The following is a 12,927-nucleotide window of genomic DNA, read 5'->3' as shown; positions in this document are numbered from 1 at the left end:
GGTGGCGCTTTCGACGGGCCGCGAGCTGGCGGCCATGCCCGGCGCTCAGGCGGCGAGCGTCACCGAGTTCGAGGACTTTGCCCATGCGCTGGAGGAGCGCGGCTACCGGAACACCGGCGAGCTGGACGGCCCCGGCACCTTCGCCGTGCGCGGCGGCACGATCGACGTGTTCCCCGGCAACCTCGTGTACCCGGTGCGGCTGGACTTCTTCGGCGACGAGCTGGAGGAGATCCGCCGCATCGTGCCCACCACCGGGCAGACCATCCAGGCGCTGCCGGACGTGAGCATCTACCCCGTGGTGGAGTTCTCGTGCTCCAAGCGGGGGCTCGCCCGCGCGCGCCAGAAGCTGGAGCGACCGGCCGCGACGAACCCCGTGCTGCGCGACGTGCTGGAGAAGTTGGACGGCGGCCTGCGCTTCGACGGTTCCGACATGCTGCTGCCGTACCTGTACGCGACCACGTCCACGTTGGGCGATTACGTGCGCCCCGGCGCGCTGAGCGTGCTTTTGGAGCCGCGCTCGCTGTTCGACGACATGAGCCACGCCTACGACGACGCGGCGGGACGCGCGAAGGGATCGAGCATCCCCGTGGACGGGCTGTACGCCGAGCCCGGGGCCGTGAGCTTTGGCGAGGGGCAGCGCGCAACCTACGTGTCCATCATGCGCGTGGGCGGGCACGTGGACGACGAGCTGCCGGTGAAGCGCGTGGAGGTGGCGGGGCATCCCGACAAGCTGTTCGGTCGGCTGCGCAGCCTCGTGGACACCGACTACACGGTGGTGTTCAGTGCGTCGAATTTCCGTGCGCGCCAGGACATGAAGCTGGCGTTCGTCGACCACGGTCTGCCGATCCAAGAGACGCTGGACGCGGAAGAGGACGCCGACGAACTGGAAGGTATCGCCAAGCGCCGTCTGCGGCGGGGCGTGGTGAACGTGGTGGACGTGGACGTCCCCCTGGGCATGATCATCCCGAAGGCGAAGCTGGCCATCGTCAGCCTGTCGGACACGCAGGGGGCGTCCACGTCGCGGCCGTCGCGCCACGTGGACATCACCGAGATCACCTTCCCCTACCAGCCGGGCGACTACGTGGTGCACGCCGCGCACGGCGTGGCCTACTTCAAGGAGCTCGTGCGGCGCGACGTGGACGGCACCGCGCGCGACTACCTGCTGCTGGAGTACTCCGAGGGCGACAAGCTGTACGTGCCGGTGGAGCAGCTCGACCGCGTGACGCGCTACGTGGGGCCGGAGGGCGCGAGCCCGCGCCTTACGCGCCTGAACACGGCCGATTGGTCGCGAGCGCTGGCCAAGGCGCGCAAGGCCACGAAGAAGCTGGCGTTCGACCTGGTGGACGTGTACGCGCGCCGCGCGTCCGTGCAAGGCTACCGCTTCGGGCCCGACACCGCGGCCCAACGCGAGATGGAGGAGGCGTTCCCCTACCAGGAGACGCCCGACCAGCTGGCCGCCATCGCGGACGTGAAGGCCGACATGCAGTCGGCGAAGCCCATGGACCGCCTCGTCTGCGGCGACGTGGGCTTCGGCAAGACCGAGGTGGCCCTGCGCGCCGCGTTCAAGGCGACGCAGGACTCCAAGCAGGTGATGGTGCTGTGCCCCACCACCATCCTCGCGCAGCAGCACTACACCAACTTCAAGGAGCGCTGCGAGCCGTTCGGCGTGCGCGTGGAGGTGCTCTCGCGCTTCCGCACGCCCGCGCAGCAGGCCGCCGCCCTCAAGGGCTTCCAGGAAGGTGACGTGGACGTGCTGGTGGGCACGCACCGTTTGCTGTCGCGCGATGTGAACCCGCACGACCTGGGGCTGGTCATCATCGACGAGGAGCAGCGCTTCGGCGTGGGCCACAAGGAGCAGATGAAGAACCTGCGCGAGTCCATCGACGTGCTCACGCTGTCGGCCACGCCCATCCCTCGCACCATGCAGATGTCGCTGTCGGGCGTGCGCGACATGAGCCTCATCCTCACGCCGCCCGACGAGCGCCGTCCCGTGGAAGTGCACGTGGGCGAGTGGGATCCCGACGTGGTGAGCGGCGCTATCAGGCGCGAGCTGGCGCGCGGCGGCCAGGTGTACTACGTGTCGAACCGCGTGCGCTCCATGGAGGAGGCGGTGCGGCGCGTCACCGCGGCCGCGGGCGAGGCGCGCGTGGGCGTGGCGCACGGGCAGATGTCGAAGGAGCAGCTGGAGCGCGTGATGGAGGACTTCAGCGCCGGCGAGCTGGACGTGCTGGTGGCCACCACCATCATCGAGAGCGGCATCGACAACCCGCACACGAACACGCTCATCATCGAGGACTCGCAGCGCTACGGATTGGCGCAGATGTACCAGCTGAAGGGCCGCGTGGGCCGTTCGTGCACGCAGGCGTACGCCTACTTCATGTTCCCCGAGCACATGGAGCTCACCGAGGAGGCGGCCGCGCGCCTGACCGCGCTGAACGAGCATACCGATCTCGGCAGCGGCATGCGCATCGCCATGCGTGACCTGGAGATCCGCGGCGCGGGCAGCCTGCTGGGCGCCGAGCAGTCGGGCAACATGTCCGCAGTGGGCTTCGACCTGTTCGCGCAGATGCTGAACCAGGCCGTGAGCGCCACGCGCGAAGGCGACCTCAAGGCCATGGACGCGCTGCCGCCCGCGCTCAGCGATATCACGGTGAACGTGCCGGGGCACACCTACCTGCCCGAAGAGTACGTGCCGGACGCCGACGAACGCGTGCTGTGGTATCGCAGGATAGCCTCGGCCGCCACCGAGCAGGCCGTGGAGGACGTGCGTGCCGACTTGGCCGACAAGCGCCCCGACATGCCGCAGGCGGCGAAGAACCTGTTGGAGAAGGCGCGCATCAAGGCCTACGCCAACGAGCACCATATCAAGACCGTGTCGGTGACGGCGGGCAAGCTGGTGGTGGAGCCCATCGACGTGCCCCGCGACAAGATGACGGGTCTGCGCCGTGCTGGCGGCCGCTACCTGGCCGACAAGCGCAAGCTGTCGCTGCCGCTGCGCTACTTCAAGCTGGACGAAGGCGACAACCTCCTGGCCCCCGTAGCCGAGTTCCTGGAGGAGCTGGCGAAATGAGGGAAGGGATCGCTGAGGGCGCGGCGGTGTTTCGGCGGCGGCATCTGCGGGGCGTGCTGTGCGCGCTCACGGGCGCGGGGCTGTGGGGGTTCTCGGGCGCGTGCGCCCAGTTCCTGCTGGCGAACTACGACATAACGCCCTCGTTCATCACGGCCGTGCGCATGCTGGGCGCCGGGGCGGTGTTCCTCCTGGTGCTGCTCGTGCGCAACCGCGCGCAGCTTGCGGCTATGCTGGGCGACCGGCGCACGCTCGGTCAGCTGGCCGTGTTCGGCGGCGTGGGGCTGTTCCTGTGCCAGATCACGTACACCATCGTGATCGGCTACACGAACGCGGGCACCGCAACCGTGCTGCAAACCACCGGCATCGCCTTCGTCATGCTGTTCACCTGCGTGCTCACTCGACGGATGCCGCGGGGGCGCGAGGTGACTGGGCTTGCGGCCGCCGTCATCGCCACCTGGCTCATCGCCACGCAGGGTGACCCCAGCGCGCTGTACCTGCCGCTCATGGGCCTGGCGTGGGGTATCGCGAACGGGCTGTCGGTGGCGTTCTACATCATGTACCCGAAGAAGCTGTTCGCCCGTTGGGGAAGCTTCGCGGTCACGGGCATCGGCATGTTCATCGGCGGTATCGTGGCCGCAGCGGTGTACTTCAGCGGCGTGGCGCTTGGCGAGCCGCTCGCGCTGCCGGCGCTCGATGCTGCAGGCGCGGCCGTGTTCGCAGCGTTCGTGCTAGTGGGCACGTTCGCGGCGTTCGCGCTGTACCTACACGGCGTGTCGGTGGTGGGGTCGGTGCAGGGAAGCCTGCTGGGCGCTGTCGAGCCGGTCAGCGCCACGCTGTTCGCCACGCTGTGGCTAGGCACCGCGTTCACCGGCGCCGACCTGGCGGGGTGCGCCCTCATGATCGCGATGATTTTCCTGGTGACAGGGGAGAAGCCGAACGTCCGGCAAGACGGCGCGCAGGCGGTTGAAGAGAGTCACTCGGCGAAGTCGTAGTGCTTTCGGTAGTACACGTACGAGGCGACGATGCTCGCGCCGGCTGCCGCCAAGAGGATGGCCACCATGGCGGGCATGACCAAGTTCATGGGCAGTGCGAGCCCGGCTACGACGGTCAGCACGCCCGAGGCGATCATCGCGTACCCGCCGAAACGCTGCGATTTGCGCCACACCTCGTCGTTGCTCAGGCTCCAGGGCGTGCGAAGGCCGAAGGCTTCGTTTCGATCGGATTTCGGCATGATGTTGCCGCAGATGACGAAGGCGATGCCCGCGACGAGGGCGGCGCCTCTTCCCACGTTGAGGTCGAGTGCTGCGAACGGCGAGCCGCTGCTGGAGAGCCCGTCCGCGAACACGAACAGCGAGAACACCGCCATCAGGGCCAAGAGCACGACATCGGCCTTCAAGAGCTTGTCGCCGTCGTGCGCGTCGCTTCGTTTCGCGATGAACGGAAGCCCCAGGCCGAACGCGAGCGCCAGCGCGGGAAACCATAGATGCTCGTACTTGCTTCCGATGCGGTCCGCCTCGCCGCTCGCGCCGAAATGCACGGCGACCTGGTCGGGCGCGAGCACGAGAAACGCCGCGTCCACGACGAGGTTGAGGACGATCAGAGCGTAGATAACCTTACGGATGTTCTTCATTCTGCCTGCTCCTTCAAATTCGCGATCCAAAGCAGCGTCTCTTCCAGCACGGACGCCTTCAACTCGTAGAAGATGTACTTGCCCTCGCGGTAGTCGCGCACGAGGCCGGCGTTCTTGAGCACCGAGAGGTGCCGGGACACGGCGGGTGCGGAGATGTCGAACAGGTCGGCGATGTCGCCGGCCGGCATGCGTCCGTGCTTGAGGTGCTCGAGGATATCCCTCCTCACCGGGTCGGACAGCGCTTTCAACGTCTCCTGGATGCCCATCGTCCTTCTCCGCAATATTTAACATTATGGTTAAATATAACGCTTTGCAGCTGGAAGGGCAAGCGGGGAGCGGGGCGTGTCGGTTGCTGGGCTCAAAACGGCGCCCATGACAGTTTCGAAGCGCATCTCCTTGGCGTTGCGTCATCTGGTATGAGCAAAGCCCCAGATGGCGAAAAACCAGCGTACCTCTTCTTCGGTCAAACCGGCCCTCGTAGTGTCATGGGAGTCGATTTGCGTCCAAACCTCGAGATGCTCTCGGTAGCCGACGCACGCTTTCCAATCGGATTTCACATCGGCGCAATGGCTCGCGGCACGCCGGCGAAGGGCGCCACGCGTTTCGCGACCGTCTTCGTTTTGTGCGCGTTCGCCTGGACGACATTTTCTCGGACGCCGTCTTTGCTACGATGATCGGGATCGATCGGGCCGGATTCGATGCTGCGCGAATTTGCGCCGCTTTTGCTCTATCGGCCCGGGATACGACGAGGAAGGATGCGCGATGGGTTTGTTCATGACGCTTGAGGGGCTGACGGAGGAGGACGCCGTGCGGCTCGCGAGCGAAGAGGCCGTACCGGCGGATCGCCTGCGGGTGTTCGACCTGCACTGCGACACGCTCGACCGGCTGGCGTTCCACGGCGACGCGTCGGTGCCGGGCGGCTTCGCCGCGCACGACGCGCGCATTCCCGCGCACCGCATGGCCACGCTCGCCGACAACGATGCCCATGTCTCGCTTGCGCGCACGGGAGGGTTCGCCTGGTGCCAGTGCTTTGCGGCGTTCATCCCCGACGAGGTGCGCGGCGACGAGGCCTGGACGCTGTTCCGGCGCGTGCAGTCCGTGCTGGAGCGCGAGCTGGAACGCTGCGGCGATAAGCTGGCGCAAGCGCGCACGATAGCCGAAGCCGACGCCGCTCTCGCCGCGGGCAAAACTGCAGCCGTGTTCACCGTGGAAGGCGCATCGTTTCTGGAGGACGACGGCGCAGCCGAGGGTCGCCTTGACGCGCTGGCCGACGCGGGCGTGCGCATGGTGACGCTCACCTGGAACGGACCGAACGCGCTGGGCAGCGGCAACGACACGAGCCACGGGCTGACCGGCTTCGGCCGCTCATGCGTGGGCGAGCTGGAGCGCCGCGGCATCATCGTTGACGTATCCCATCTCAACGACGCGGGGTTCAAGGATGTGTGCGCAACGGCGAGGCGCCCTTTCGCCGCCTCGCACTCGAACGCGCGCGCCGTGTGCGGGCATCCGCGCAACCTGGCCGACTGGCAGCTGCGCGAGCTGGCCGATTGCGGCGGCATCGCGGGGCTCAACTTCTGCACGCAGTTCCTGACCGATCGCCTGGCCGATCCGACGCGCGACGACGTGTTGCGTCACGTCGACCATGTGTTGGAGACGGCGGGCGAGGACGTGCTGGCGTTGGGCAGCGACTACGATGGCTGCGACGTGCCCAGCTGGCTGGAACCGTGCGACCGCATCGGCGCGCTGCACGAGCTGCTGGCTTGCGAGTTCGGCCGCGACATCGCCGACAAGGTGTTCTTCCGGAACGCGCGCGATTTCTTCGAGCGGGTCGAGTCCGTATAGCGGCCCCTGTCATCCTGAGCGTAGGCGCGCAGCGCCGAAGTCGAAGGATCCCGTGCGGCGATAGCTGGAAGTCTCACGGTTGGCGCCGCGCGCGATCCTTCGACTGCGCTCCCTGCGGTCGCTCCGCTCAGGATGACAGGCCGTTGCGCTTCGCTCGCCTAGAAAAGCCGGCAGCCTACGACTGCGAGCGCATGATGGTTTCGTGAACCCTCTTTACGAGTCTGATATCGTACTTATACTTTCTCGAGTACGAAATCAGACTCGTTAAGGAGCGAAGCGAGACATGGATACGCGCAACGACCGTGCGAATCGGAAATACAACAACCTGTTCAGGCTCGAGAACGAGCTGTACCACGACATAGCCGTGAAGATGGGACTGTCCGACAGCGCTTTCGGTATCCTGTACTGGCTCGACGATTTGGGCGACGGCTGTCTGCAGCGGGACGTGTGCGTGGCGTCGGGCCTGACCAAGCAGACGGTGAACTCGTCGGTGCATAAGCTCGAGCGCACGGGCTTCGTGGAGCTTCGGGTGGAGCAGGGGCGCGGCACGCACCTGCACCTTACCGAGGCTGGTCGCGCGTTGGTGGAGGAGCGCGTCCGGCCGGTGGCGGAAGCCGAGACGGCCGCGTTCGTTGCGATGGGCTCGCGAGACAGCGAAGAGCTGCTGCGGCTGACCCATCTGCATCTTGAGCTCCTGCGCGAGCAGGTGGAAGCTCTGCCGTACCCGGACGGACGGTGATCGTCGTGGCCATCAAGCTATCCGACCATTTCACCTACGGGCGCCTCGTGCGCTTCGCACTGCCCTCCATCGCCATGATGATATTCACGTCCATCTACAGCGTGGTGGACGGCCTGTTCGTGTCGAATTTCGCCGGCAAGGAGGCGCTGGCGGCCGTGAACCTCGTGTTCCCGCTGGCCATGGCGCTGGGCTCCATCGGATTCATGCTGGGCACGGGCGGCGCCGCCCTGGTGGCGAAGACGATGGGCGAAGGCGATGCCGAGCGGGCGAACCGCCTGTTCTCGTTCATAACGATCGCGGCGGCGGTGGCGGGCGCCGTCTTGATCGCGGTAGGCGCCGCAGCGCTCGAACCGGTGCTGCTCCTTCTGGGCGCCCAAGGCGGCCTTTTGGAGCAGGGCCTTCTGTACGGGCGCATCCTGCTGGTGGCATTGCCCCTGTTCATCGTGCAGAACGTGTTTCTGAGCTTCTTCATCGCGGCGGAGAAGCCGCAGGTGGGCTTCGCGGTGACGGTCGCAGCGGGTGTGACGAACATCGTGCTGGACTATCTGTTCATCGCCGTTTTGGGCTGGGGGATAGCGGGCGCCGCAGTTGCGACCGCGGCGGGCCAGGCGCTTGCCGCCGCGGTATCGGTTGCGTTCTTCGCGCGCAGCAAGACGAGCCGCCTTCGCTTCATGCGCCCGGCGGTGGACTTCCGCGCGCTGGGGGCGGCCTGCGTCAACGGTTCGTCGGAGCTGATGACCGAGGTGGCCGCGTCGGTGGTGAGCATGCTGTACAACTACCAGCTCATGATGCTGGCCGGCGCCGACGGCGTGGCGGCGTACGGCGTGATCATGTACGTGAACTTCATCTTCACGGCGGTGTTCTTCGGCTTCTCCATGGGAACAGGGCCGGTGGTGAGCTATCACTACGGCGCGCAGAACCGGACCGAGCTCAAAGGGCTGTTCCGCAAGAGCTTCATACTGGTGGGAACCACAGGCGCTGTAATGTTCGCCGCCTCGCAGCTGCTGGCGGCGCCGCTGGTGAGCGTGTTCGTGGGCTACGATCCGGAGCTCGCCGCCATGACGCTGCACGGGTTCCGCATCTACGCGGTGGCGTTCCTCGTGTGCGGGTTCAACATATACGGCTCGGCGTTCTTCACGGCGCTCAACAACGGCAAGGTATCGGCGCTCATCAGCTTCATGCGCACGCTCGTGTTCGAAACGTCCACGGTCATGCTGCTGCCCATCGTGTGGGGCATCGACGGGGTGTGGAGCGCCATCATCGTGGCGGAGGCGTGCGCGCTCGTGCTGACGACGTTCTTCCTGGTGTACCTGCGCAAACCCTACGGCTACGCGTAGGGTTCGCCTGTCCGTCCCCCTATCTCGCGGAAGCGCGAGGAGCCGCGGTTAGCGATAGCAGGTGGCGGTCATCTTCGCGATCTGCTTGCCGAGGTCGTCCTCGACCGTGACGGTGTAGAATCCCAGATGGCGGCCCGGCTTGTCGCAGACGGCCGTGGCGGTGAGCGCCGCGCCCTGCGTGGAGCGGAAGAAGCTGATGGAAGAGTCCACCGACACGGTGGGCTCTTCGCCGATGTTGCAGCATATCGCCAGCGCGAAGTCGGCCAGCGTGAAGATGGCTCCGCCCATGACGTTGCCCATCGCGTTGCGGTGCACGTCGGCCAGTTCCATCGAGCACACGGCGCGCCCGTGCTCGCCCGACACGACGCGGCAGCCCGCCGCCTCGGTGGCGAAGCGGTCGTTCGCGAACACTGCCTCGATCTCCTCGAGCGTGGGATCGTCGGAAAGCATCGCGCGCCTCCTATTCCGCCGGCGTGGCGACGGCGGCGAACAGCTCCAGCCATTCGCCGTCCTTCACCGTGACCGTCTGGGTGCCGCCTTTCAGGACGTACTTCGTGTCGATGATGGTATCGCCGTCGAAGTCGAGGCTGTTCATGACGTAGGCCGCACTGTCCTGGTCGGCAACGGCCGCCGCCTCGTCCTGCACCGTGATGGCGTAGGTGCCCGCCGGAATGTCGGTGCCCACATGGTACAGCCCGCTCTTGTAAGGCGCTTCGGGTTTGAAATCGGCCTGGTCGGCCGGGTACATGCGGTCGTCGCCCGCGCCCATGAACACGACGAGGTCGCCTTCCTCGAGGTCGGCGAAATAGTTGCCGAAATACGTGAAAACCGATTTCACGTCGTAGCCGCCCGACGAACCGTTGCTCGCGAACACGGTGAAGTAGCCTTCCTCGTCCATGCTGCCCTCGAAGAAGTAGCGGCCCGCTTCGATGTCCTGGCCTGCGCCCACGCGGTACACGCCCGAGGAGCACTTACCGTCCGCGATTTCGCTCGGCAGGTCGCCGGCGGCTTCCTTGATGGCCTCGTAGGTGTGGTACTCCGAGCCGTTCGAGTTGCCGCCGGAGCTGCCGTCGAAACCGTCGAAGGGGAAGCTGTAGCCGTAATCATCGAAGGGGTAGGAACCTCCGTATTCGTACGGGCTGCCGTAGCGGTCGTCCAGCATGACGGCGCACGACACGCAGCCCACGCATCCGCCGATGCCCAGCAGGAAAACGAGCAGGCAGCCCGAGAGCACCCACGGCCACACCCTCTTCTTCGGCTGCGCGGGCGCGGCGGGGTAGGGCGGTTGCGCCGGGTAGCCGTACGGGGGCTGGGGCGCGGCGCCGTACGGCTGTTGGCCGTAAGGTTGCTGCGGGGCTTGGCCTCCGTACGGCGGCTGCGCGGGCTGGCCATACGGAGGATGGGGCATGCCGTAGGAGGGCTGTTGAGGTTGCGGCTGCTGAGGAGCGTACGCATTCCCCGGCAGCGGAGGGGGCACGGGAGCGCCGCCCGTCGGGGCAGCGGGCGGGTTCTGCCGGCCGTCGAGGCCGCCGGGCTCGTTCCGGTCGTCGCGTTCGTCGGCGGGTTGCTCGGGTGCGGTCATGCGATGCTCCTTGCCTCGAGGGCTAATCGATCGGGGGTTCCGGGTTCTCGTCTTCGTCGGGGAGGAATACGGCCGCGGTGGCTTCGACGAGCTCGATCGCCTGCTGCGGGCACGCGTCCACGCACAGGCCGCATCCGATGCAGTAGCGCGCGTCGAAGGACAGCTCGCCGTTCTCGGGGCTGGGGAAGCGCGCGCCCGTGGGGCACGCGGCGACGCAGTCCAGCGAGTTCGTGCAGCGGCTGCGATCCGTTTCGGACAGCACCACGGGCACGCGCGCCGCGATATCCGGGTTGCGGTCGATGGCCTCGAGCAGCAGCTGGCGCTTCGGCCACATGACGTGCTTCGTGCGGCCCTGCGGAACGAAGTCGTTGAATTGCACGCCGTCCACGAGGTTGAGGCGCGCTCGGGCTCGTGCGCGCTCCTTGCGCTCGTAGAACTGCTGCAGCACGTCGGAGTTGCGCAGGCGGCGCTTGCCCGACGCGATGTCTCCCACGTCGCTCACGAGGTTCGTGAACGCGCTGCGGCGGTCGACGCCCTCGGGGTTCGCCAGGTCGCGGACCAGGTTCTCCTTCTCGGGGATCTCGTCGAGGTAGCCTACCTTCGCCCCGCTCCACTCCTCGGCTGTCTCCACGGCGTGGGCGTACAGCATCTCGCCCATTTCGCCCGCCCGCTCGCAGTCGGCGCAGTAGGCGAGGTCGGCCGCGATGCGCACCGGGATGTTCTCCGTCAGCACGAGCGTCCAGAACTCGGGCGACAGGCATGCCAGGCACGGCAGCACCACCACGTTGGCGGCGGGCTCCAGACCGGGAAAGACGTTTTCCTTGCAGGTGAGCACCACGTCCTCGCCGCGCAGCGCGATGCGGCGGATGCGCGCGTGCACGTCGATCATCGTGACGCGCGAGGACGAGAACGCGTCGCAGATGCCTAAGCAGATACCGCAGCGCGTGCAGGCGTCCGTGTCGATGGTCGGGCGGCCGTCCTCAGCGAAGCCGATCGCGTCGTGCGGGCAGGCCAGCGCGCAGCGGCTGCAGTCGGCGCCGCGCACGCGGGTGCAGTAGTCGCGCAGCACGACGATCTGGTTGGGACGGCCCTCCGTATCGGCGGAGGAGCCGTCGGCCTGCTCGGGCATGTTGTCAGGGGCGTCAGCCACCGAACACCTCTTTCGTCACGTAGTCGATGCGAGCCAGCACGTCTTCGCGGGACAGCAGCTCGATGCTCTCGAACAAAGGCGGCGACACCATGTTGCCGCACACCGCCACGCGCAACGGCTGGAACAGCAGCTTCGGCTTGAGCTCCAAGCGCTCGCCCTCGGCACGGCACGCTTCCTGCAGCGCTTCGGCCTCCCAGGCCACGCCCTCGTCGGCCAGCACGCCGCGGCAGGCGCGCAAGGCCTCGTCGGCGCGCGCGCCCTCCTTCTTCAGCACCTTGTTGACGCTCTTCTCGTCGAGCTCGCGCACCTCGGGGCCCCAGAACATGAAGGCCAGCTTGCCGGCGGCATCGTCGAGGCGCGTAAGGCGCTCGGCCACGAGGGGGTAGAGCCCCAGGTAGAAGTCCGGGCGCGCTTCGACGTCCTCGGGCGTGGCGCCGATTTCCTGCAGCCACGGCAGCGATGCCTGCACCCAGGCGTTCGCTCCCATTTCCTTGATGTACTGGCCGTTCATCCAATCGAGCTTCGTCTCGTCGAACACGGCGTCCTTTTTCGTGACGCGGTCGAGGCTGAAGCGCTCGCATAGGGTTTTGCGGTCGATGAGCGTCGTTTCGCCGTCCAGCGACCAGCCCAGAAGCGCCAGGAAGTTCACCATGGCGTCGGGCAGGTAGCCGCGCTCGCAGAACTCCTCCACGCTGGCCGCGCCGTGGCGCTTCGACAGCTTCTTGCCGTCGGGGCCCAGGATCATGGACAGGTGGGCGAAGGTGGGCACGTCGAACCCGAGCGCTTCGTAGATGAGGATCTGGCGGGGGGTGTTGGACAGGTGGTCGTCGCCGCGGATGACGTGCGTGACGCCCATGTTCGCGTCGTCGCACACCACGGCGAAGTTGTAGGTGGGAGAGCCGTCGGTGCGCACGACGATCATGTCGTCCATCACCTCGGCCGGGAAGCTGACGTGGCCGTACACGGCATCGTCGAATTCGATGGCCCCGCGCTCGGCGGGCACGCGCAGGCGCCACACGTGCGGCTCGCCCGCCTCGATGCGCCTGGCCGCCTCGGCGGGATCGAGGTCGCGGCAGGTGCGGTCGTAGCCCGCGTAGCCGCCCTCGTTCGCTTCAGCTGCGGCGCGCTTGGCGTCAAGCTCGTCCTTCGTGCAGAAGCAGGGATACACGCTGCCGCGCTGCTTCATCTGCTCGAGCGCCGCGGCGTAGGTGTCCGTGCGTTGCGTTTGGAAGTAGGGTCCGGCGGCTCCCCCCACCTCGGGGCCTTCGTCCCAATCGAGCCCCAGCCACTTCATTGCGTTGAGGATGACCTGCACGTTCTCCTCGGTGGAACGCTCGGGGTCGGTGTCTTCGATGCGCAGGATGAAGTCGCCGCCCATGGCGCGCGCGAACGCCCAGTTGTAGATGGCCGTTCGTGCGCCGCCCACATGCAGGCGGCCGGTGGGGGAAGGTGCGAAGCGCACGCGGACTTTCTTGTTCTCGTCAGTCATGGTTGCGGTGATCCTCCAGATTGGATGATTTCTCGTTTCAAGCCCTCGAAACAGGGTTTCGGGGGTGAATGCCAGTATAGACAACCTG

At 66.9% G+C, this 12,927-nt stretch carries 11 protein-coding genes; 5 read left to right on the top strand and 6 right to left on the bottom strand.

What is annotated here, in order from left to right; genetic code table 11:
• A partial coding sequence (gene mfd / locus HMPREF1023_RS02545) for a transcription-repair coupling factor (RefSeq protein WP_083802124.1) occupies positions 1-3,070 on the top strand: 3,070 nt, incomplete at its 5' end.
• Complete coding sequence (locus HMPREF1023_RS02540; RefSeq protein ID WP_009304581.1) at positions 3,067-4,062, top strand: DMT family transporter; 996 nt, start codon at positions 3,067-3,069, stop codon at positions 4,060-4,062. The genes mfd and HMPREF1023_RS02540, both read left to right, overlap by 4 nt.
• Here the strand turns inward: HMPREF1023_RS02540 and HMPREF1023_RS02535 are convergent.
• Both HMPREF1023_RS02535 and HMPREF1023_RS02530 read right to left on the bottom strand, forming a co-directional pair.
• Complete coding sequence (locus tag HMPREF1023_RS02535; protein ID WP_009304580.1) at positions 4,044-4,700, bottom strand: SdpI family protein; 657 nt, start codon at positions 4,698-4,700, stop codon at positions 4,044-4,046. The two genes, HMPREF1023_RS02540 and HMPREF1023_RS02535, sit on opposite strands and share 19 nt — an antisense overlap.
• On the bottom strand, positions 4,697-4,966 hold the full coding sequence (locus tag HMPREF1023_RS02530) for an autorepressor SdpR family transcription factor (protein WP_009304579.1): 270 nt from the start codon (positions 4,964-4,966) through the stop codon (positions 4,697-4,699). Before HMPREF1023_RS02530 ends, HMPREF1023_RS02535 begins: the two co-directional genes overlap by 4 nt.
• A 496-nt stretch (positions 4,967-5,462) precedes the next feature.
• Between HMPREF1023_RS02530 and HMPREF1023_RS02525 the strand changes: the two genes are divergently transcribed.
• The 3 genes from HMPREF1023_RS02525 to HMPREF1023_RS02515 all read left to right on the top strand — a co-directional run bounded on the left by HMPREF1023_RS02525 (position 5,463) and on the right by HMPREF1023_RS02515 (position 8,618).
• Positions 5,463-6,542 carry a dipeptidase gene (locus HMPREF1023_RS02525; protein ID WP_009304578.1) on the top strand — a complete coding sequence of 360 codons (1,080 nt, stop codon included), beginning with the start codon at positions 5,463-5,465 and terminating at the stop codon, positions 6,540-6,542.
• Between the two features lie 283 nt (positions 6,543-6,825).
• Positions 6,826-7,281, top strand: a complete 456-nt coding sequence (locus HMPREF1023_RS02520) for a MarR family winged helix-turn-helix transcriptional regulator (RefSeq protein ID WP_009304577.1) — start codon at positions 6,826-6,828, stop codon at positions 7,279-7,281.
• A 5-nt stretch (positions 7,282-7,286) separates the two neighbouring features.
• Complete coding sequence (locus HMPREF1023_RS02515) at positions 7,287-8,618, top strand: MATE family efflux transporter (protein ID WP_226843950.1); 1,332 nt, start codon at positions 7,287-7,289, stop codon at positions 8,616-8,618.
• Between the two features lie 48 nt (positions 8,619-8,666).
• On the opposite strand, the gene HMPREF1023_RS02510 is transcribed toward HMPREF1023_RS02515, so the two are convergent.
• The 4 genes from HMPREF1023_RS02510 to gltX are packed head-to-tail and all read right to left on the bottom strand — an operon-like array spanning position 8,667 to position 12,839.
• Complete coding sequence (locus HMPREF1023_RS02510) at positions 8,667-9,068, bottom strand: PaaI family thioesterase (RefSeq protein ID WP_009304575.1); 402 nt, start codon at positions 9,066-9,068, stop codon at positions 8,667-8,669.
• A 10-nt stretch (positions 9,069-9,078) separates the two neighbouring features.
• Entirely contained in the window at positions 9,079-10,200 is a 1,122-nt protein-coding gene (locus HMPREF1023_RS02505; RefSeq protein WP_009304574.1) for a hypothetical protein, read from the bottom strand.
• A gap of 22 nt (positions 10,201-10,222) precedes the next feature.
• Positions 10,223-11,350, bottom strand: coding sequence for a 4Fe-4S binding protein (locus tag HMPREF1023_RS02500; RefSeq protein ID WP_009304573.1), 1,128 nt, complete (start codon positions 11,348-11,350; stop codon positions 10,223-10,225).
• Positions 11,343-12,839, bottom strand: a complete 1,497-nt coding sequence (gene gltX, locus HMPREF1023_RS02495) for a glutamate--tRNA ligase (RefSeq protein WP_009304572.1) — start codon at positions 12,837-12,839, stop codon at positions 11,343-11,345. Before gltX ends, HMPREF1023_RS02500 begins: the two co-directional genes overlap by 8 nt.
• Positions 12,840-12,927: the final 88 nt, after the last annotated feature.

This window comes from Eggerthella sp. 1_3_56FAA (genome assembly GCF_000185625.1).
In the GTDB taxonomy this organism is placed as follows: Bacteria; Actinomycetota; Coriobacteriia; order Coriobacteriales; family Eggerthellaceae; genus Eggerthella; species Eggerthella lenta.
This window is presented reverse-complemented; position numbering and strand designations above follow the sequence as displayed.